This window comes from Pusillimonas sp. SM2304, assembly GCF_031628915.1.
GTDB lineage: Bacteria > Pseudomonadota > Gammaproteobacteria > Burkholderiales > Burkholderiaceae_B > Pusillimonas_C.
In genome coordinates this window covers 527,909-548,360 of sequence record NZ_JAVLUJ010000002.1, presented here as the reverse complement: position 1 = coordinate 548,360, position 20,452 = coordinate 527,909, and the positions used below count along the sequence as shown (strand labels likewise).

General features: G+C 60.1%; 22 protein-coding genes and 1 tRNA gene. 16 read left to right on the top strand and 7 right to left on the bottom strand.

The genetic code is table 11. The features are described 5' to 3' along the window. The first annotated feature begins 72 nt into the window (after positions 1 to 72). Positions 73 to 447: a SirB2 family protein gene (locus tag RE432_RS11565; RefSeq protein WP_310933561.1), complete on the top strand. Its 375-nt coding sequence runs from the start codon at positions 73 to 75 to the stop codon at positions 445 to 447. A gap of 39 nt (positions 448 to 486) precedes the next feature. Here the strand turns inward: RE432_RS11565 and RE432_RS11560 are convergent, their stop codons facing one another. Next, positions 487 to 1,560: a YeiH family protein gene (locus RE432_RS11560; protein WP_310933560.1), complete on the bottom strand. Its 1,074-nt coding sequence runs from the start codon at positions 1,558 to 1,560 to the stop codon at positions 487 to 489. Between the two features lie 99 nt (positions 1,561 to 1,659). Between RE432_RS11560 and RE432_RS11555 the strand changes: the two genes are divergently transcribed. Both RE432_RS11555 and RE432_RS11550 read left to right on the top strand, forming a co-directional pair. Beyond that, positions 1,660 to 2,586: a LysR substrate-binding domain-containing protein gene (locus tag RE432_RS11555; RefSeq protein ID WP_310933559.1), complete on the top strand. Its 927-nt coding sequence runs from the start codon at positions 1,660 to 1,662 to the stop codon at positions 2,584 to 2,586. A gap of 109 nt (positions 2,587 to 2,695) precedes the next feature. Then, positions 2,696 to 3,949, top strand: a complete 1,254-nt coding sequence (locus RE432_RS11550) for a DUF3734 domain-containing protein (RefSeq protein ID WP_409079870.1) — start codon at positions 2,696 to 2,698, stop codon at positions 3,947 to 3,949. A gap of 21 nt (positions 3,950 to 3,970) precedes the next feature. On the opposite strand, the gene RE432_RS11545 is transcribed toward RE432_RS11550, so the two are convergent. Beyond that, positions 3,971 to 4,900 (bottom strand): DMT family transporter, encoded by a 930-nt coding sequence (locus RE432_RS11545; RefSeq protein ID WP_310933557.1) that lies wholly within the window; start codon positions 4,898 to 4,900, stop codon positions 3,971 to 3,973. Positions 4,901 to 5,016: 116 nt separating this feature from the next. Between RE432_RS11545 and RE432_RS11540 the strand changes: the two genes are divergently transcribed. The 9 genes from RE432_RS11540 to RE432_RS11500 all read left to right on the top strand — a co-directional run bounded on the left by RE432_RS11540 (position 5,017) and on the right by RE432_RS11500 (position 13,718). Then, positions 5,017 to 5,559: a MarR family transcriptional regulator gene (locus RE432_RS11540; protein ID WP_310933556.1), complete on the top strand. Its 543-nt coding sequence runs from the start codon at positions 5,017 to 5,019 to the stop codon at positions 5,557 to 5,559. A 167-nt stretch (positions 5,560 to 5,726) separates the two neighbouring features. Further along, on the top strand, positions 5,727 to 7,127 hold the full coding sequence (locus tag RE432_RS11535) for an efflux transporter outer membrane subunit (protein WP_310933555.1): 1,401 nt from the start codon (positions 5,727 to 5,729) through the stop codon (positions 7,125 to 7,127). A gap of 16 nt (positions 7,128 to 7,143) precedes the next feature. After that, entirely contained in the window at positions 7,144 to 8,325 is a 1,182-nt protein-coding gene (locus RE432_RS11530; protein ID WP_310933554.1) for an HlyD family efflux transporter periplasmic adaptor subunit, read from the top strand. An 11-nt stretch (positions 8,326 to 8,336) separates the two neighbouring features. Further along, entirely contained in the window at positions 8,337 to 9,902 is a 1,566-nt protein-coding gene (locus RE432_RS11525) for a DHA2 family efflux MFS transporter permease subunit (RefSeq protein WP_310933553.1), read from the top strand. A gap of 97 nt (positions 9,903 to 9,999) precedes the next feature. Then, a complete protein-coding gene (locus RE432_RS11520) occupies positions 10,000 to 10,545 on the top strand; it encodes a ferritin-like domain-containing protein (protein ID WP_310933552.1) in 546 nt (181 codons plus the stop codon). A 110-nt stretch (positions 10,546 to 10,655) separates the two neighbouring features. Then, positions 10,656 to 10,731, top strand: a tRNA-Asn gene (locus RE432_RS11515). A 1,236-nt stretch (positions 10,732 to 11,967) separates the two neighbouring features. Continuing rightward, positions 11,968 to 12,480, top strand: coding sequence for a DUF892 family protein (locus RE432_RS11510; protein ID WP_310933551.1), 513 nt, complete (start codon positions 11,968 to 11,970; stop codon positions 12,478 to 12,480). Between the two features lie 63 nt (positions 12,481 to 12,543). After that, entirely contained in the window at positions 12,544 to 13,134 is a 591-nt protein-coding gene (locus RE432_RS11505) for a DUF4142 domain-containing protein (protein ID WP_310933550.1), read from the top strand. Positions 13,135 to 13,217: 83 nt separating this feature from the next. Beyond that, positions 13,218 to 13,718 carry a ferritin-like domain-containing protein gene (locus RE432_RS11500; RefSeq protein ID WP_310933549.1) on the top strand — a complete coding sequence of 167 codons (501 nt, stop codon included), beginning with the start codon at positions 13,218 to 13,220 and terminating at the stop codon, positions 13,716 to 13,718. A gap of 773 nt (positions 13,719 to 14,491) precedes the next feature. Here the strand turns inward: RE432_RS11500 and RE432_RS11495 are convergent. The 3 genes from RE432_RS11495 to RE432_RS11485 all read right to left on the bottom strand — a co-directional run bounded on the left by RE432_RS11495 (position 14,492) and on the right by RE432_RS11485 (position 15,970). Further along, positions 14,492 to 14,677: a hypothetical protein gene (locus RE432_RS11495; RefSeq protein ID WP_310933548.1), complete on the bottom strand. Its 186-nt coding sequence runs from the start codon at positions 14,675 to 14,677 to the stop codon at positions 14,492 to 14,494. 20 nt (positions 14,678 to 14,697) lie between these two features. Continuing rightward, positions 14,698 to 15,084, bottom strand: a complete 387-nt coding sequence (locus RE432_RS11490; RefSeq protein WP_310933547.1) for a DUF1090 domain-containing protein — start codon at positions 15,082 to 15,084, stop codon at positions 14,698 to 14,700. 70 nt (positions 15,085 to 15,154) lie between these two features. After that, positions 15,155 to 15,970 carry a helix-turn-helix transcriptional regulator gene (locus RE432_RS11485; protein ID WP_310933546.1) on the bottom strand — a complete coding sequence of 272 codons (816 nt, stop codon included), beginning with the start codon at positions 15,968 to 15,970 and terminating at the stop codon, positions 15,155 to 15,157. A gap of 125 nt (positions 15,971 to 16,095) precedes the next feature. Between RE432_RS11485 and RE432_RS11480 the strand changes: the two genes are divergently transcribed. The 3 genes from RE432_RS11480 to RE432_RS11470 all read left to right on the top strand — a co-directional run bounded on the left by RE432_RS11480 (position 16,096) and on the right by RE432_RS11470 (position 18,731). Continuing rightward, positions 16,096 to 17,313 (top strand): MFS transporter, encoded by a 1,218-nt coding sequence (locus tag RE432_RS11480; RefSeq protein ID WP_310933545.1) that lies wholly within the window; start codon positions 16,096 to 16,098, stop codon positions 17,311 to 17,313. A 49-nt stretch (positions 17,314 to 17,362) separates the two neighbouring features. Beyond that, on the top strand, positions 17,363 to 18,121 hold the full coding sequence (locus tag RE432_RS11475; protein ID WP_310933544.1) for a sulfite exporter TauE/SafE family protein: 759 nt from the start codon (positions 17,363 to 17,365) through the stop codon (positions 18,119 to 18,121). Positions 18,122 to 18,281: 160 nt separating this feature from the next. Further along, positions 18,282 to 18,731: a hypothetical protein gene (locus tag RE432_RS11470; protein WP_310933543.1), complete on the top strand. Its 450-nt coding sequence runs from the start codon at positions 18,282 to 18,284 to the stop codon at positions 18,729 to 18,731. Between the two features lie 97 nt (positions 18,732 to 18,828). On the opposite strand, the gene RE432_RS11465 is transcribed toward RE432_RS11470, so the two are convergent. After that, on the bottom strand, positions 18,829 to 19,122 hold the full coding sequence (locus tag RE432_RS11465; protein WP_310933542.1) for a DUF1488 family protein: 294 nt from the start codon (positions 19,120 to 19,122) through the stop codon (positions 18,829 to 18,831). A gap of 252 nt (positions 19,123 to 19,374) precedes the next feature. Here RE432_RS11465 and RE432_RS11460 point away from each other — a divergent pair, with 252 nt between their 5' ends. Then, positions 19,375 to 19,869, top strand: a complete 495-nt coding sequence (locus tag RE432_RS11460; RefSeq protein WP_310933541.1) for a CinA family protein — start codon at positions 19,375 to 19,377, stop codon at positions 19,867 to 19,869. Positions 19,870 to 19,883: 14 nt separating this feature from the next. On the opposite strand, the gene RE432_RS11455 is transcribed toward RE432_RS11460, so the two are convergent. After that, complete coding sequence (locus tag RE432_RS11455; protein ID WP_310933540.1) at positions 19,884 to 20,429, bottom strand: cytochrome b; 546 nt, start codon at positions 20,427 to 20,429, stop codon at positions 19,884 to 19,886. Positions 20,430 to 20,452: the final 23 nt, after the last annotated feature.

Here is a 20,452-nt window from a genome sequence, read left to right as displayed (position 1 = left end):
GCGCAAGCCAGCCCGCCGGACTAACCTGCTACGATAGCCCCCGTTTACCTTGAAATTATTGCGATCGACACTATGAATTATCTTGCCATCAAGCACCTGCACATGACGGCTGCCGTGCTGAGCATCCTCTTCTTTGTGATACGCGCCTACTGGTCGGTCACCTGTTCGAACAAGCTTCAGCTTAGGCTGGTCAAGACACTGCCGCATGTGATTGACACCGTCCTGCTGCTGGCCGGCATCACCCTGGCGGCCATGATCGGCCCCGAACAGCCCTGGATACTGGCCAAGATCGTGGCCTTGATTGCTTATATCGGCGTGGGCACCATTGCCATCAAGCGCGGCAAGACACCCAAGGCCCGCGGCATCGCAGCCCTGGTGGCCGTTGCCATTTTTGCGTATATCGTCGGGGTGGCCATGAATCACCACCCCTTGTCCTGGCTGGCCTGACCTCGTCTTCGCGCCTGCACTGCGGGGCCTATTCCGGAATTACCAGGCCCCCAACAGGCGCTGCACCAGCAAGCTGCTGCCCGCCACCGACACCCACACCCCCAGGCCCAGCAAGATGGGGCGCAAGCCCGCTGTCGCCATGCGCCGCAGGTCTGACGACAGGCCGATGGCCGTCAGGGCGACGACAATCAGGAACTGGGCCAGCAGGTGCAGGCTTGCATTCAGTTGTTCGGGAATGAGCCCGCTGGAACGCAAGGCCGACGCCACCAGGAACCACAAGATGAACCAAGGGAACACACGCCATAGATTGAAGCCGGCGTTGCCCTGGGTTTTCTCGCGCCAGGCGACCAGCACGGCAAAGACCAGGCAAATGGGAATGATCAGGGTCGCGCGCGTCAGCTTGACGATGGTGGCGTAGTCGCCCGCCGCGGTGCTGTAGCTGTATCCGGCCGCCACCACAGACGATGTGTCGTTGATGGCGGTGCCCGCCCACATGCCGAACCCCGCGTCCGACATATTCAGCCAGTGCCCCATCAAAGGGAACGCCAACACCGCGACGATATTGAAAATAAAGATCGTGGAAATGGCGAATGCCGTTTCATGCTCTTCGGGCTTGATGATGGGCGTGACCGCCGCAATGGCCGACCCGCCGCAAATCGCCGTGCCCACGCCGATCAGCGTTTTCAGCCGCGACGGTATGCCCAGCCATTTACCCAGGAGGCTCGCGGAAATAAATGCCACGGCGATGGTGACCAAGGTGACCCACAGCGATTCCATGCCGGTTTGAGCTACCTGCTGAATGCTCAGGCCGAAGCCCAGCGCAATAATGGACCACTGCAATATCTGTTTGGAGGCAAATTGCAGGCCCGGCTTGAACAGGGGTCCCACGCCCACGGTGTTGCGTATGGCAATGCCCAGCAAAATGCCAAAGACCGGCCCGCCGATAATCGGCGCCCAGCGCCCCAGTATCATGGCGAAAATACCCACCACCACTGCCAGCGCAAGGCCATAGAGCGGCGAAGGCAAACGCGGCGACGCATCGCGGCGCCGTTCAGAGGAACGCTTTGCCGCGGTCGCCGGCAGGGCACTGGTAGTCGATGAAGAGAAAGCCATGCGTCTTTGTTTGAATATATTAATAACCTGAGGCTATTTTAAAGCGGCGCAATGTATAAATAAATTAACTAATATTTATTCATGATATAAAATTTATTGATGATAGGAATCAGCCTTAAACAACTCGAAGTTTTTGTCGCCATCGCGTCGACCGGCACGGTGCGCGCCGCGGCGGAGCGCCTGTTCGTCACCCAGCCGGCGGTCAGCATGGCGCTGGCTGAACTGGAACGGCAGCTAGATGCCCAGCTGTTCGACCGCGAACGCGGGCGGCTGCGCCTGAGCCAGCGCGGCAAAGAGGTCCTGCCCATGGCGCAGGAAGTGATCGAACGGATCCAGGAAATGCTGCGCCAGACGGGTCAGCAACCCTTGGCGCTGACGGGCGAGCTGCATGTGGGCGCCAGCAACACGATCGGCAACTATCTGGTGGGCGAGCTGCTGGGCGCCTTCATTGCCATGCATCCCCAAGTCTCGCTGCAGGTCAGCGTTGAAAACACCGACACCATCAGCGCGGCCTTGCTGGAGCACCGCATTGATGTCGGCTGCGTGGAAGGCCCGGTCAACCACCCGCAGCTTGAAGTGCTCCCCTGGCGAAACGACGCGCTGGTCGTCTGCGCCGCGCCCGCCCACCCCCTTGCCCAACAGCCCGAGCTCAAGCCCCGCCACTTCAAGCATGCCAAATGGATATTGCGCGAACGCGGCTCGGCCATGCGGGTACAGGCCGAGCAGGCGCTCAATGCCCTGCCGGCGGGCCAGATTCTGCTGGAACTCGGGCAGGTCGAAGCCATTAAGCAGGCGGTCATCGCCGGCTTGGGCATCGCCTGCCTGCCCTATGCCGCCGCAAGCGAATCCGTCGCCACCGGACGGCTGAAAATCCTGCCCACGCCTTTTCTGAATCTGCAAAGGCGCTTGTCGCTGGTTTTGCACAAATCGCGCTACCGGGGCGCGTTGATCGATGCCTTTGTCGCCAGCCTGCCGGGCCAGCCCGATAGTATGATGGCGGAAGGCGTGGTCAAGCCGCAACCGTGAATAGGCATACCGCATGAATCCGCAACTCGAGCTTTTTCCTGCTGAAAGCAACCCTCGCGTCAAGCGCCAGGCCGCGCAGGCCTCGCGCAAACGCAGCAGCACGCGGCGCCTGCCCACTCAGGCCAGCACCGAAGAAGCCGCCCTGAAAAACGCCAATCTGCCCGCCAACGATACGCCGGGCCTGCCTCCTTATGAAACCATCGCACTGGTCTTGCAGGGCGGCGGCGCCTTGGGCGCCTATCAAGCGGGCGTGTTCCAGGGGCTGCAGGAAGCAGGCATCGAACCCAGCACCCTGTCGGGGATTTCGATTGGCGCACTGAACACCGCCATCATCGCGGGCAATCCGCCTGAAACGCGGCTTGCCCGGCTAAGGGAATTCTGGGAAACCATTTGCCAGCCGAACTTCGGCATCAGCCTGGACCCTTTCTTCGAGCAGTCATTGTTCAACCTGAACGATACCGTTCGCCAGACCCTGAGCGCCCTGCACGCCGGCAGCGCCTTGCTGAACGGCCAGAAAGGGTTCTTTCAACCCCGTTTCCCGCCCGCCCCCACCCAAATGCCCGGCGACCCGGCGACTGCAAGCTATTACGACACCAGCGCGCTGAAAGACACGCTGGAGCGGCTGTGCGACTTCGACAGAATCAATGCCCAGACGCAACAGGTGTCGGTGGGCGCCGTCAACGTGCGTACCGGCAACTTTGTGTATTTCGACAATACCCGGATCAAGCTCCGGGCCGAACACTTCATGGCGTCGGGCGCCCTGCCCCCCGCTTTCGCCGCCGTTGAAATCGACGGCGAATATTACTGGGACGGCGGCCTGGTCTCCAATACGCCCTTGACCCAGGTGCTGGATTCGCGCCCCCTGCGCGACACCCTGGTCTTTCAGGTGGACTTATGGAGCGCGCGCGGCCAGCCCCCCGCCAACATGAGCGAAGTGTCCGACCGCATCAAAGACATCCGCTATTCCAGCCGCACCCGCATGGTCACCGAACAACTGCGCTGGTCGCAGTACCTGCGCCATTTACTGCAGCATTTGCTGGACGAAATTCCCGCCGACGTGCGGGACAGCAATATGTATTGCCGCATGGCGCAGGACCTGGCCTGCGGCAAACGCTACAACGTCATCCATCTTATCTATCGCAACCAGCCCTACGAAAAACACTATAAGGATTTTCAGTTCGGGCTGGCCACCATGCGCGGCCACTGGAACAGCGGCCTGCAGGACATACGCCAAACGCTGGCCGACCCCCAACGCCTGGCCATGCCCGAAAATGCATCGGGCTTTGTCACGCACGACGTGCATCGCGAAGAGATCGAACAGCTCATGAACCATCTGCCCGGCAAGCTCAATGGCGCCAGTTGACCGGGTCTATCAGCCTGCCTTTTAGCGGCGGCGGCTCAGGACGACCGCGCCGGCCAGGGTAAAGGCGGTGCCGACCAATTGCATGGCGGTAATGGGCTCGCCCAGCAGCCAGGCGGCCAGAAACAAGACGGATACCGGACCCAGCAGGCCTAGCTGCGCGGTCATCGGCGCGCCGATGCGGGCCACGGACCACATGATCATGAAGGTCGGCAATACGGTATTGACCACGGCATGGATCATGGACAGCTCGTATACCTGCCTGACCTGGTCCAGGCCCTGCAGCCCATGCACGCCAAAAAAGTGCGCCATGCTGATGATGGCCGACACCGACATCGCATACGCCACCAAGCGCGTGGCGCCCACCCGCTTGATCAGTTCCCCCGAGCCGATCAGGTAGAACGCATACGACAAGGCTGAGCACAGCACAAAGAAAGCGCCCAGCATGACTTCGTTGCCGCTGAACGACAGGTCCTGCAAAAAGACAAACACCACGCCCAGATAGGACAAACCCAGCGCGATCCACTGACCCACGCCTATCTTCCGCTTCAAGGCCAGGGCCGAGATCAGCAACACGAAAGTGGGCGACAAAAAAAGGATCAGGCGTTCGAGTCCTGCGGAAATGTACTGCAATCCCAGGAAGTCAAGAAAGCTCGACAGGTAATAGCCGATGAAACCCAGGAAGATAAGTTGGCAGCGTTCCTTGCCCGTCAGCACCGGCAGTTTGCCCTGCCCGGCCTTGCGCGCCTGATAAAAACCGACGGCGGCAAAGAAGGGCAAAGACAGCATCATCCGAAAGCCGATCACGGTCGCCGCGTCGACACCATAGCGATACGTGAACTTGACCACAATGGCCTTGGCCGAGAACAATACCGCCCCCAGGCCCGCCAACAGAAACCCCATCCAGAACTCCCGGTTTCTGGTGTTATCGGTACCGCTGGAAAGAGAAGTCATAAACGCTGCAACAAGTGTGGGGGGCAAGACGCTATTTTGCCTCAAACGCGAGGCCCGCGACAGGATGCGCCGTAAAAATAGTTGCCTAGGCAGAGACTTGGGATTAGAATAGCGGCATGAGCAAGCCTGTCCGTTCCACCGCCGCATCAAGCACCGCGTCAACCCGTGGCAAACAGGCCTATTATTCGGCCAGCCCTGATTCACTCACCCCCGACAACAGCATAGGCATACTGCTGAAGCACGTGCTGGGCTCGCTGAACCGCATGATAGAACACCACGTTTCCCCGCTGGGCCTGACGGCCATGCAGTGGCGCCCGCTGGTCATGATTCACCACCTTGGCATCAACACACCCGCCGAACTCTCGCGCCACAGCCATGTCGACACCGGCGCCATGACACGCACCCTGGACCGGCTTGAAGCCAAGCACTTCATTACCCGTCAGCGCTGCCCCGACGATCGCCGGGTGGTCAGGATCGAGCTGACGGAAAGCGGAAGCCAAGTGGCGGCGCAAATCCTGCCGGCCGTCGCCACCACCCTTAACGCCCACCTGGAAGACTTCAGCAAGACTGAAATACACACCCTGATCAAGCTGCTGAACCGCATGCTTGTCAACGGCAACAGCGCCATCGACGCCGCCTGTCCAAACCGCGAATCCTAGCGCCTTTCCCCTAGCGTTCCTTCCCCGTGCGCCTTCGCCTGTTGAAAAGCGCCCAGAATTTCGCTATATAATTGCCTAGGCAGATACAGACCAGTCAGATATATTCAGCTAAATGTAAGCAAACCCCCACAGCCCCCTGTTTTCTTTTCCCATCCGTCATCAGAAGCATGAAATCACTCTTACCCCTCCTGCTTGCCGCCCTCCTGTCGGGATGCGCGGCCATCAATCCGGGCGAACCGGCGTTGGCCAAGCTGGACGCCGCGCAACTGGGCTTGCAAGACAGCGCCATCGCCTGGCCGGCCGAACAATGGTGGCATCGTTATCAAGATCCACAGCTGGACCAACTGATCGGCGAGGCCCTGGCCGGCAGCCCCAGCCTGGCTGCGGCGCAGGCACGCTTGAACCTGGCCAACGCCGCCGTCAGCAGCGCCCGCGCCGTTCAACTGCCTCAGGCCGACGCCGGCTATACGCTGACGCGCGAGCGCTTCTCGAACAACTACATCTACCCGCCTCCTTACGGCGGGTCAATGCAGACCGACAACAGCCTGAGGCTGGACATCGGCTTCGACCTGGATTTGTGGGGCCGCAACCGGGCGCATTACGCGTCCGCCGTCTCGCGGCAACAAGCCACGGCAGCCGACGCGCAGATGGCGCGCAACACCCTGGTCAGCGGCGTGACGCAGAGTTACTTCAATCTGCAAAATGCGCTGTCCCAACACCAGGTGCTGGGGCAGATCGTCAAGCAGCTTGAAAACGTGCTGGACATCACGCGCCAGCGCGTTGCGGCAGGCCTGGACACCGAGGTGGAAGTGAATCAAGCCGACTCGGCCGTATCGGCCGCGCGCGTGCAGCGTAGCCAGGCCGCCACCAATGCGGACCTGCTGCGCAATCAATTATCGGCGCTGATCGGCGCGGGCCCGCAACGCGGCCAGCGGATCGGCCAGGCAACGCTGGCGCAGGCGCCCGACGGCGTGCCCGCCAGCATTCCCCTGGCCCTGGTCGGCCGGCGGCCCGACATCGTGGCCGCCCGCTTGCGCGCCGAGGCCAGCGCCAGCGACATCTCGGCGGCCAAGGCCGAGTTCTATCCCAACGTGAACCTGTCGGCCTTTGCCGGCTTCATGTCGCTGGGCCTGTCCAACCTGCTTGAAGGCAGCAGCAAGGCCTACGGCGTCGGGCCGGCTATCACCCTGCCCATCTTCCATGGCGGCGCGCTCAATGCCCAGCTGGATGCCCGGCAGGCCGAGCGCGACCTGGCCATTGCCAACTACAACCAGACCCTGCTGGCGGCGGTAAGAGAGGTGGCCGACGCCACCACCGCCATCCAGGCGCTGCGGCAACAGACCATCGACCAGGCGGCCAGCCTGCGCGCCATCACGTCAGCCTACGAGATTGCCGTCAACCGATACAAATCGGGACTGGGCAACTTCGTGCAGGTCCTTCTGGCCCAGAACGAAGTCCAGAAGCAGGCCATCTTGAACACCGACATGCAGGCGCGCGCCTACAACCTTGACGCCCAACTGGCGACCGCCCTGGGCGGCGGCTACGGCGCCAGCACATTGACACCCTGAAACACGAGAACCAGACATGACTACCGCAAACGCACCCGCATCCCGGCGCAAGCCGCTGCTTATCCTCGCCACCCTTGTCTTTGTCGTGATCGGCCTGGCCTACGCGATCTGGTGGTTCATTTTCGCCTCGGGCTTCGAAGCCACCGATGACGCCTACGTGCACGGCAACCTGGTCCAGGTGACCTCCCAGATCCCGGGGACGGTCATCGCCATCGGCGCCGACGACACACAGACCGTCGGCAAAGGAAGCCTGTTGATCGAACTGGACCCCAGCGACACCGACATTGCCTTGAAGCAGGCCGAAGCCGCCCTGGCCCAGGCCGTGCGCAGGACACGCACCGTCTTCGTCCAGAACAACGCACTGGAGGCGGACATTGCCATGCGCAGCGCCGACATTGAACGTGCTCAAGTGGATCTGGCCAAGGCGCGCAACGACCTGAAACGCCGCCGTACCCTGGCCAGCTCGGGCGGTGTCAGCGGCGAGGAAATCCTGCATGCCCAGACCGCCGTCAAAGCGGCCGAGTCCGGCCTGGCCCAGGTGCAGGCGGCCCATGCCGCCGCACAAGCCAAGCTGGAAACCAACCAGGCCCTGACCGCCGGCACCACCATCCAGGCCCATCCCGACGTCATGCAGGCCGCCGACCAATTGCGCAAGGCCTGGCTGGCCAGCACCCGCACCCGCCTGCCCGCACCCGTGGACGGCATGATTGCACAGCGGTCCGTACAGGTGGGCCAACACGTCGCGCCGGGCACGCCGCTGATGACCATTGTTCCGTTGCAGCAGGTCTGGGTCGAAGCCAACTTCAAGGAAGGCCAGGTTCGCCGCATGAAACCCGGCCAGCAGGCCACACTGACTGCCGACCTGTACGGCAGCAGCATCCGCTACCACGGCACGGTGCAGGGCCTGGCCGCGGGCACCGGCAGCGCTTTCGCCCTGCTGCCGGCGCAGAACGCCAGCGGCAACTGGATCAAAGTCGTGCAGCGCCTTCCGGTCCGGATCGCACTGGACCCGCAAGAGCTGGCCGACCACCCCTTGCGCGTGGGCTTGTCGATGCAGGTCGAGGTGGACTTGTCCGAACCCGAGGAAGCGCATGCGCCGCCCGCCAACAGCGGCTTCAAGACAGCCGTATTCACGGATGGCCGCGACGAAGCCGATGCGCTGATTCAACAGATCATCCGCGACAACCTCAGCTCATGAGCCAGGCCGACATGGAAAACAAAGCGCCGCCGGGCGGCTCTGTCGCCTACCCGCCGCTCGAAGGCCGCGCGCGGGTGTTCGGCACCATCGCCCTCTCGTCCGCCGTCTTCATGAACGTGCTGGACTCTTCGATTGCCAACGTGTCGATTCCCACCATTGCCGGCGACCTTGGCGTCAGCGCCACGCAAGGCACCTGGGTCATCACTTCGTTTGCCGTCGCCAATGCCATTACCGTGCCCCTCACGGGCTGGCTGACGCAGCGTTTCGGCCAGGTACACCTGTTCGTCGTCTCGGTCATGCTGTTCGTCATCTCGTCGTGGCTATGCGGATTCGCCTGGTCGCTGGAGTCGCTGGTGGCCTTTCGCGTACTGCAAGGCGCCGTCGCCGGCCCCATGATTCCCCTGTCCCAATCGCTGATGCTGAGCACCTACCCCAAAGCCAAGGCGGGCATGGCGCTGGCCTTGTGGTCCATGACCATCTTGGTGGGGCCGATCGCCGGGCCCTTGCTGGGCGGGTGGATTTCCGACAACTACAGCTGGTCGTGGATTTTCTATATCAACGTCCCTGTGGGCCTGTTGGCCGGCTGGGCCTCGTGGCAACTGTACAAAGACCGTGAAACACCGCGCGCCAGGCTGCCCATCGACACCATCGGGCTGGCCCTGCTGGTCGTATGGGTGGGCGCACTGCAACTGATGCTGGACAAAGGCAAGGAGCTAGACTGGTTTGCCAGCACCACCATCACCACCATGGCCGTCATTGCCCTCGTGTCCCTGGTCTTTTTTGTGATCTGGGAACTCACCGCCCGGCATCCCGTGGTCGACCTGACCCTGTTCGCCCATCGCAATTTCACCTCGGGCGTGATCTCGATATCGGTGGGATACGGCGTGTTCTTCGGCACCGTGGTACTGCTGCCCCTGTGGATGCAAAGCACCCTGGGCTACACCGCCACCGACGCCGGCATTGCGTCCGCCCCGGTCGGCATCCTGGCCATCATCCTGTCGCCCATTGTGGGCAAGATGCTGGCCAAGCACGACCCGCGCGTCATCGCCACCTTTGCCTTCCTGGTCTTTTCACTGATCAGCTACATGCGATCAAACTTCAATACCCAGGTCGACATCTACGCCATCATGCTGCCCACCTTCATACAGGGCGCCGCCATGGCCACGTTTTTCATCCCGCTGACCACCCTTAGCCTATCGGGACTGGAACCCCACCGCATTCCCGCCGCGGCGGGACTGTCGAACTTCGTTCGGCTGTTGTTCGGAGCATTCGGCACCTCCATCACTACGACATTGTGGGAAAACCGCGCCACCCTGCATCATGCCCAACTGACTGAAGCCGCCCGGCCCGGCGAGCCGGCCTTCGATGCCATCATGGCCGGCATGCGGCAACACGGGCTCAGCCACGAACAGTCCGCCGCCGTGGTCAACAACATGATAGGCCAGCAGGCCTTCACCATGTCGGCCGCCGACATTTTCTATGCATCGGCCATCTTGTTCCTGATGCTGATCGCGCTGATCTGGATAGCCCGCCCCACCTCGAACGCCTCGGCAGGCGCCGCATCGGGCGCGCATTGACCGCAGGCACGATACTTGCTGCCAGCACATGACTAGCGGGGCGTTGCCATGCACGCCCTGCCTTCTTTTTCGGGCCATCATATAAGGACAGCCAGCCATGAATGCGAAACAGCAGGAAGCCGCCACACAACAAGACCCCATTGATGTAGAAGCCATACGCCAGGAAGCGCGCAAGCTCGATAACGGCGCCGTTCCGCCGGGCTACCAGGGCAATCGCACAGAGATCATCGCCATGCTCAACGCCGCACTGGCCACGGAACTGGTCTGTGTGCTGCGCTACAAGCGCCACTATTACACGGCCGCCGGCCTGTTCAATGAACCCATCAAGGCCGAATTCCTGGAGCACGCCCAGCAAGAGCAGGACCATGCCGACCAGATCGCCGAGCGCATCGTGCAGTTGAACGGGGAACCGAATTTCAACCCGTCCACCCTGGCGGCCCGCAGCCACGCCGAGTATGACGACTGTACGGACATCAAGGGTATGATCAAGTCCAACCTGATCGCTGAACGCGTCGCCATCGAGTCTTACCGGCAAATGATAGCGCGCATAGGCGATACGGACCCCACCACCAAACACATGCTGATCGGCATCATGGCCGTCGAGGAAGAACACGCCGACGACATGAAAGACCTGCTGGATTGAACGTGCGCCGTTTGCCGGGCGCTGGCGCTGGGCGGGAAGCCAGGGCGTCTGGTTACCGGCGTTGGCTTGCCCAAGTTGAAAAATATATGCTATAGTTTCGCTTCTTTAATTCCCCGATAGCTCAGTCGGTAGAGCGACGGACTGTTAATCCGCAGGTCACTGGTTCGAACCCAGTTCGGGGAGCCAAGAATATCAAGCACTTAGGCCAATTCTTCGGAATTGGCCTTTTTGTTTCCTGGTCTATATAGACGTCAATTAACAATCTCTGTTCCTCTTGGCGGATATTTCTCGGGTTTACGCCGATCCCTGATCAATACGAATCAGCTTAAACTAGCCCGAAAGTAACAAATATTTAATTTAATGTTATTTTGTAATGTCGATATCCGGCGCAGGAGTTGTACCCAACCAGGAGGATGACAATGCCTAGCTTCATATTGAACGAAAATCAACAATCTAACGGAGATTACGAGGTTCACAATACAACGACGGGCTGCCGATTTATGCCTGAGCTACGCAGCCAAATTTTACTCGGCGTGCACTCAAGTTGTGTGGGTGCCGTTGCGGAGGCTAAACGACTGAAGCCAATGTGGTACCGAATCAACGGCTGTGCCTATTGTTGCTCCGCTTGCCACACCGGCTAAGCCTTAACGTCGTAGAGGAGAGCTTAGCGCCCTCCTTCTCGAGTTGATAAAACAGGAGACAAAAACATGAAAAACGTTCGTTTACTCGTTGCGGCCATACTGTTTAGCGTTGCGGCCTACCCATTCCAGGCTTATTCGCATGGAGGCGGCTGCCGCAAAGACTCCCCACCGGGCAAGTGCTGCCACATGGATAAAAAGAAAGGAAGTGTGCACTGCCACTAGCTGGGCGTTGAAAGCCAGCGCCGAAGAGTTGAAACACACTGATTAACCACCGCGACCGCGACAATCTCCGGCCGCGGTTTTTTCTGTACTGAAGATCAGTCATAGCGATAGACTGAACAGCGATAGCGCCACTATCAGAGTGATGTCACCCCAGCCTCTGCGGCTCTATGCCTACTTTGACGCCACTGAAATTTGCGAATTCGTGCTCCAGTGCTGCAAGCTTTGTGCCGAAGAAGACTTGGCGTCGGAAGTGGAGTACCTACGCAGCCATGACCAGACAGTGTGTGAACTCGAAACGTGGCTGGACATGCGTCAATCAAAGCTGAACTCGCTCATAGACCTTATCGTACAAGGTCACGGCTCGCTGTCCCGGCGCAACTGCCGCACCTATCTGCCTTGGCTGCCGCCATCACCGGATGTTGAGCCCGGTTGAAACACAGCCCTTCAGGCAATTAGGCACATGGCTTGCTCTTGAAGCATTGAGTCCCAGACTCGTCCAGCGGTTCCATTCAGGTGCTGCCGTCGTTCAGCGCCATGTACTTACACCATGAGGAACACCATGACTACTGAGATGAAAGAAAACTTGTTGGATTGGCTACGCGATGCTCACGCAATGGAAGAGCAAGCCGAGAAAATGCTAACAGCCACGGCGGAACGGCTCGAAAACTATCCCGAGCTACGGCACCGTATTGAACAACACATTCAAGAGACCCGGCACCAGGCGGAGCAGGTTCGCTTATGCATCACCCGTCTCGGCGGTGACACATCAGCCGTCAAAGACACCACCGCCAAGATGATGGCGATGGCTCAGGGCTTGAGCGGCATATTCGTCTCTGACGAAGTCGTCAAGGCCAGCTTGGCCAGCTATGCCTTTGAACACATGGAAATCGCCAGTTACCGAGCGCTCATTGCGGCCGCAGAGGCGTGCGGGGAACCGGAAACCAAGCAAATTTGCGAGCAAATTCTGGGTGAAGAAGAAGCGATGGCCAACTGGCTGGCAGAACACTTGCCCGCCACGGTGAAAAAGTTCCTTGCGCGCGATGAAACAGAAGGCGCCAAGGCCAAGCGGTGACATCCAGCGGAGCGCATTCCCGCCTCCCAAATCTGATTGCATACGAATGCACGAGGAGATTTCATGAAAACCGTACACACTCCCTTAGCCATAGCTTTCAGCGTGGCGCTGGCAAGCTTTGGCAGTTATGCCCAACAGGGCGCGCCCTCATCCGAACCCCAGGGCCAACCGACGCAACCGGCAACCGTAGGTGAAGATAGACAGGCCAGCCTCCAACGAGAAGACGAAAGATTTCTGAAAAATGCAATACAAGGAAGCCACGCCGAGATCGTGGGCAGCCAGCTCGCTCTCGAAAAAACCGAGAGCAGCGACGTTAAGTCCTTTGCCCAGATGATGATTGACGATCACGGGAAAATGGCCAAAGAGGCAGAGGCCCTTGCGGAGAACAAGGGCATGGCACCCCCGACGGGGCCTTCGGCGATGCAATCGACAGAGATTGCCTCCCTCAAAGCATTGTCTGGCGGGGCCTTCGATGCCATGTATGTAAATCGCATCGGCGTCGCCTCTCACGAAGCGACAGTGGAAATGTTTGAAAAAGCCAGTCAAGAAGCACAGGATCCTGACGTGAAAGCGCTGGCGGCCAAGACCCTGCCTAAGTTACAGGAACACCTGAAGATGGCCAACACGCTGAATGACAAACAGGACAAGCAGTAATCGCGGCCGGGCAATCGCCGGGCACTCCATTTGCTGATATCCGAATCAAGTACGGCATCCCGCCGTCCATTCTTGGAGCCATCATGCCAGTCAAGACACTAGAAGACCTCTTTCAACATGAGCTGTCGGATATATACAGCGCCGAAAAACAGCTCACCAAGGCGCTGCCACGCTTGGCGCGTGCCGCGGAAAACCCGGATTTAGAGAATGCGTTTACGACACATCTGGAAGAAACCCAAGGTCAAGTCGAGCGGATTGACCAGATCGTCGAGATCCTGAACATGAAGCTCAAACGCATTAAATGCGCGGCCATGGAAGGACTTGTCGAAGAAGGCAAGGAAGTGATAGAAGAAATCGAAAAAGGACCGGTGCGCGACGCGGCCCTGATCGGCGGGGCGCAGAAGGTAGAACATTACGAAATTGCGAGCTACGGGACGCTCTGCGAGATCGGCAAGCAACTGGGCTATACCGACGCGGTGAAACTGCTTAAAGAAACCCTGGCGGAAGAAAAGGCTACCGATGAAAAGCTTACCTTGTTGGCGCAGAGCGGAGCAAACGCCAAAGCGGCCGGCGTTGAAAAGTAGCGGTAGAAGTTCAGGATGAGCAGGAAGATTGAAAGGCCGTGCAAATGACATGTACGGCCTTTCATTCATTATGCCTTGAAAACACTCTCCGTCAACTGGACGCGGCGGCGCCTTCGGACTGAATCGGCTGTCGTGGGCACAGCCGCTTTAGGTTGGGAAAGCATTTCGCCGGTGCCTAGACTCGACCGGATAGCACGACGAACCCCTTGGGACTTTAATGATGCCGCAATAAATAGTGTCACCATAGCATTCTCCTTAAAGGGTAATACTTGAGTGTCCACCGTAACAGCACGCCCACAGTATCTCAAGCGTGCTTTCTTAAACTTACAACTGGCCTATTGTCAATGGGCTGAACGCACCCCGCCGGATGCCCGCTTACTAGCCCCCGATGGCGCGTTGCCGCCCATCAGGGCGGTGAGCGGCGCCGCAACGGATGTCCAAGAACGGCCATCACAGAAACGAAGACGCCAGATGGGGCCATGGCCGCAATACCGGCTGACTGGGTTACTGGGTTACCGGCTTACCACCAACTGGATCTGGGGCGCACTTTGTTCGCTGCTGCGCGATTCAAGTCTTTTGCTTCCTGCTCGGCATATTCCTCCTCTCCCGGCTCGTAAGAACCCTCATGCATGCAACTGCTGGGACTCAGTTGGCATTGGAGCGAGCCGCCAGACGATGAACAGCCAGAGACAGCCGCGAGAAAAAACAGCGACAGGCCGAAGCGGCCCAAGTTTTGAACGGACATGCCACTACACCTACAGAGTTGCCATCATTCATTTATAGCAGAACCTTGGCCAGCGCAGCAGCAGCAGCAGCAGCAGCAGCAGCAGCAGCAGCAGCAGCAGCAGCAACAGCAGCAGGAGAAGAGGAAGAAGAAGAAGAAGAAGAAGAAGCGGAGCAGCATGCCTGCCTGAAAAAAAACAGCGCCCGCCGATCTTGCGAAGGGCGGGCCCGGGCAACGCAATCTGCGATGTCCGTGTCAGGCTTTCTCGATCTCTGTCAGCTCCTGCTTAAGAACCTCCAGTTCCTTTTGCTCGCGTTCCAGCTTGCGCTGGAGCTTCTTCACCTTGTCATACCGCCCCTCGGATTCCTTCTGTTGAATTTCCTCAAGAATGTCGTCGACTTCTTCCTGCTGTTCGGCAATGTCCTGTTTCTGATCCTTGATGAGGCCTGCGTCGGTGCAGTGCTGTTGAACCATAGACAAGGCCTTTTCCAGGCCGCGCTGACGTTGGCTGTTATTTGCCTCTTGGGCAAACTTGATCTGCTGCGCTATCTCGACCGCTTTACGCTCGCATGCGGGGTTGGCCGCCATCGCGGGGGCGACTCCAAACAACAGAACCAGCCCGGCTAGGTACTTCGATACCATCGTCTACTCCTTCCTTGGGGTGGGAAATGGGATTATCTTCGAAAATCGATACGACAGGACATGGCAGAGCTCAATTCCGCTCACGGCAGCCATCGATCTCGCGCATGTAGGCCTGCGGGCTGCGTCGCATCTCGGTTCGAAATGCATAGGTGAAGGCCGACGTGGAGCCATACCCAAGCTCCATGGCCGTCCTGGTCACGTCCATGCCGCTTTCAAGCAGCTCGACGGCCCGAAACAGCCGTAGGCGGCGGCGCCAGGAACGCAGGGACGTTCCCGTTTCCACCAGAAAACGCCGTGCCAGCGTGCGGCCGGACATGCCAAGCGACGCTCCCCACTCTTCTATGCTGCGCGGATCAGCCGGATCGGCATAGAGGACTTCGCAAAGCTGCGATAGCGCTATGCTCTTGGGCCATGGCAGCGCCGTCGTCGTGGAGCGGGCCCGGCGAAGCTGATCGACGATCAAGCGACGGACACGCCCGCGATACTCGTGATCGTCCGCTTCGCCACTGTCCGCTTCGCCATCGATCGCCGCCGCCTCGATGATGAGCGCCCTTAATAGCGGCGTAACGGTAAAGACCGCCGCATTGCGCGAAAAAAGATCGCCGCCAACGTCCTCGCCTATCCACAGGCTGCGAAACTCGGCCCCAAGGAATGAACCCACCCTGTGCAAAGTGCCGGTCGGCAGCCAGGCGGCCTGATCTGGCGAAATCAAAAAGGAACGCCCCTCCGCAACGACTGTGAGGACGCCGGAGATGGCGTAGACCATCTGATTCCATTCATGGAAATGGTCGGCGAAACCATGGCCGGGCGGGATGGCTTGCGCCCGCATCGTCATCGGCGATGGGGGCAATACATCCGGTGGAGGAGCAAGGAGCTTCCAGGGCATAAGCGTATCCTTTTGTCTTTTATTCTACATAACCAGACATATTATCGATAGACTGCAGCTGCGCCATACGCTGTAATGGTGCGCTATCCTTCCCGATCAACATCACACACCACGGTGCCGTTTCAATGAGCGAATCATCTTCCGCTGTGCTTCCCGAGAACATTCAGCGCGGAAATATATGGCGGCTGGTCGCCGCCCAGGCCTTGTCCGGCGCGAACGCTGTGGTGGTCTACGCCACAGGCTCCATCGTCGGCAATATGCTGGCTCCGACGCCGATGCTGGCTACCCTGCCGATCTCCATCTTCGTGGTGGGCATGGCGGCATGCACGCTGCCGGTCGGCGCGGTCGCCAGGCGCCACGGCCGGCGCGCGGCTTTCCTGCTGGGAACCGGCGCCGGCGTCCTGGCCGGACTGCTGGCCATGCTCGCAGTCATCATCGGCGGGTTCTGGCTGTTCTGCCTGGCGACATTCTTTGGCGGAGCCTATGCCGCTGTGGTGCTGTCCTTCCGGTTCGCAGCCGCCGACGGCGTCGCGCCGAAACGGCGCGCACAGGCACTGTCGCTGGTCATGGGCGGCGGCGTCGCCGCAGGGATCGTCGGACCGCAATTGGTGACCTGGACGATGGATCTGTGGCCGCCACACATGTTTGCCGTCACCTTTCTGGCGCAGGCGGCCGTCGCGGCGCTCTCGGCATTCATCCTGCTTGGTGTCCGGCTTCCAGCACCCACAGCGGGGGAAATGGCCGGCGGGCGGCCTCTGGCAGCCATCGTGCGGCAGCCGCGCTTCGTCGCCGCAGCCGTCTGCGGCGCAGTGTCCTACATGCTGATGAACTTCCTGATGACGGCCGCGCCGCTGGCGATGCACCTGTGCGGGCACTCCCAGGAGTCCGCCAATCTGGGCCTGCAATGGCATGTCATTGCCATGTATGCGCCCAGCTTCTTTACGGGCAGCCTGATCTCGCGCTTCGGCGCTGCGCGGGTGGCGACGGCAGGCTTGATCCTGATCGGCCTGTCCGCCGCCGTCGGGCTGGGCGGCATCGACGTCATGCATTTCTGGTGGTCGCTGACCCTGCTCGGCGTGGGATGGAACTTCGGATTCCTGGGCGCATCCGCGCTGGTTCTGGAATGCCACCGGCCCGAGGAAAAAACGCGTGTCCAGTCGCTCAATGATTTCATCGTCTTCGGCCTGATGGCGATCGGATCGTTCTCGTCCGGAGGGCTGCTGTCGGCCTATGGCTGGAATACCGTGCTGTGGGTGTCCTTCGTTCCGCTGGCCCTGTCAGTCGTGGCGCTTGCGCTGGCCATGCGGGGCGCATCTTCTGCTCCGCCGCTGGCTTCCGAATAGAAAATGATGCGTCGACCTACCGGATCTGCCGCTTATCCACCATGAACCCATGCTGAACAACCTGCTGTTCCTGATCTTTGTCGCGCTCGCCGTTTATACGCAGAACCTGACTGGATTCGCCTTGGCGCTGGTGCTGCTCGGCCTCGTAGGCGCAACAGATGTTTTTCCCCTGCCCGATGTCGTCAATGCCGTTTCCATCATCGTGCTGGTCAATGCAACACTGTTTCTGTACAAGCGCCGGGCGCTGCGGCTGGAGCGGTCGTTGTGGCCCGTCCTGCTCGCCAGCATGGCGGGCACCCTCCTGGGCGTGGCGGCGCTGGCCTGGATCATGGGCAACGCTTATGAAGTGCTGCGCCTGCTGCTCGGGCTGAGCATCGTGTATTGCGCATGGATGCTGTGGCGGCGCGCCGTGCCGCGCTCTACCTCGTCAACGCCGGCCTCTTTTGCATCGGTCGGGCTTCTCTCCGGCTTGATGAATGGCCTGTTCGCCGCAGGCGGCCCGCCCCTTGTCTTTCTTATCTATCGCCAGCCCTGGAGCCTGGCGCGCATCCAGGAATCGCTCATCTTCATCAACGGCATGGCTGCGCTGTTGCGGCTTGCCGTCACCATACCAACGGTCGGCTTCAATCAGCAGTCTTTGAAGCTTTCGCTCATCGCTGTACCCGTCGTGTTGCTGGTCACGACGCTGAGCGCGCGCCGGGCCCCGCCGCTGTCCCCCAGGGTTCTTAGACTGATCGTATGCTTATTGTTGGTGGCAACAGGCCTAATCATGGTTCACGCGTCGATGTTCTTTTTGACATCGGCCTGACGCTCTGCCGGCGCCCCGCCCATGCAGGGCCGCCGCGGCTCCTCATCCTGCGCCCAGGCAAGCCACTTAAACCGTGGGCACACGGCTTGCTTCCCCCCGCATCATACGGCTTGGAAGCAGCCCGCCCCGACCCGCGGGCGCATACTCCTGGAGATAGACCATGAAGCAAGATCAGAAGCCCGAACATCCTTCGCAGCAAGACCCAGAGCAAGGCAACAAGATAGACCCGCGCCTGAAGGAACCGGTGGGCCCCGGGCAGCATCATTCGGATATAGGCGAGCCGGGCAAGAAAAATCCCGGCCACGCCAATCCCGCCCACAATACACCTGGCCACGCTCGCCAGAACCAGCCAGGCCAGCAAGACCCGGGACACCCCGGGCAAGGCCAAACGCAAAGCTATCCCGGCATTAAGGGCCCCAAGGCGCGCGCGCTTCAAGAAGACCGCGCAATCGACAAGGAACAAGCTCAAGAAAGCGTTGAGAAGGACCCACGCTCAGAGTTGGGCTTGAAGTCCCCCAACAAGGACGCCGAGAGCGCAGACGAGCGCATGAACCGGCAAGAAGCCCAGGGACGGAAAGCCACGCAGTTTGATGGCAAGCCGAACCCTTAGCGTCCTCGGACTCGATCCCCGGTGGGAACGCGGATGCACGCGAGCATCAATCCGGCACTGCGGCAAGCGCCTTTCAAGGCGCTGCCTGCGCGACCGCTCACGGCGGCGTCATGTCGTCCGCCTCTTCTTGCTGTTCGAAGTCTCCACTGCCCAGTTCGGTTACACCGTCTGTCGGTAAATTCAGCGACTGCTCCACCGCCCGGGCGATCCTGGCGCTTCCGCGCTCGAACGCATCCAGCAATTCGCTGCCGGTCGTGCCCCGAGCGCCGAAGGATCGCACCAGCGCATCGGCTGAAATTTCGTACGCGCGCTTCTTATCCTTGTCGTTCCAGACGAAACGAATGTAGCCATCCTCGTACTTGGCTTCTGTCTTCTTTGCAAACTCGCTCATTGCAACCTCCAAAATCGATCGCAGACCGTTCTATGGTAGAGCCGAACACACGCCCGGCAAGGCTTCGGATGAAAGCGAGTGTTACCACAAGGCGCCCGTCCGCATTGAGTGCGAAGGGGAACGACAAGGCCCGCGCCAAAGTATGGCCTTGTACCGACGCTTACACCTTCGCTGAACTTCGTTGCACCCAAATCGCTAGAATGATTTCGCGCACTTACGTGAGGGGACAAGCTCCCTGACCAAGGAAGAAGCATGCATAAAACAGAAGAAGTTGCGGCGTTCATGCAAGAAAAATCCCTGCTATTGGTCACCGCCGAGTCGTGCACCGCAGGGCTCATTGCTGCCACCTTGGCGGATACCAAGGGGGCAGGCCAGCTCCTGGATTGTGCGTTCGTCGTCTACTCGCCCCAAGCCAAGCAAAGGTGTTTGGGCGTCCGGCCTCAGACGATCGAGCGCTTCAACCTGACCAGCGAAGAGGTGGCCCGCGAAATGGCGCTTGGCGCCCTGGACAATAGCCGCGCCAATCTCGCCATCGCCAATACCGGCGTCACAGACGATACCGACAAGCATACGCCTGCAGGCACACAGTGCTTTGCATGGGCTTTCGCCTTCACACCCGACGCACCGATTCATGTTTTCAGCGAAACACGCCGGTTTGATGGCCAGCGAAACCAGATTCGCGAAGCAAGTGCCGACTATGCGCTGCTGCGGGTGCCCTACTACTACAGCAAAGCCGTAGCGTCGTAGAAGGCGCCGAGCGATTAAATCAGCCTGCGCCCCAACATGCGGGCAAGGGTTCCGTCCTTAAGGCGGAAGTGATGAAACAGCGCCATGGCGGCATGGCCCACGATCAGCGCCAACAGGCACCAGGCCAACGGGCCATGCAAGAGGTCGGCGGGCGCCATCATCCAGGCAATCTCGATGCCTGTTTCCTGGGTGATGGGTAGGCCAAAGGCGGAAAATGCCTTGCCCGAGCCAAACTGGCGCAGTAGCGCCAACGCGGGAATCAGCAGCATCAACACATACAACAGAATATGCCCCGCCCGGGCCAGCCTGCCTGTCGTGTCGGCGGCATAGACGGGCCGCCGGCCTGCGTTGTACAGCGCCCAGAGCAGACGCAGTGCTGCAAGCACCAGCAGCAACAGCCCGACGGGCCTGTGCGTACCGACCAGAAATGCCGTCAGCGGCGAGCGTCCAACGATGATCTTGACCGCCATACCGAAAAACTGCCAACTGAACAGCAGCGCCATTGACCAATGCAATAGCCGGCTGACGCGGCCATAGACGTGTTCGTTATCTTGCCACATGAGCGCTCCCGTACTGTGATGCC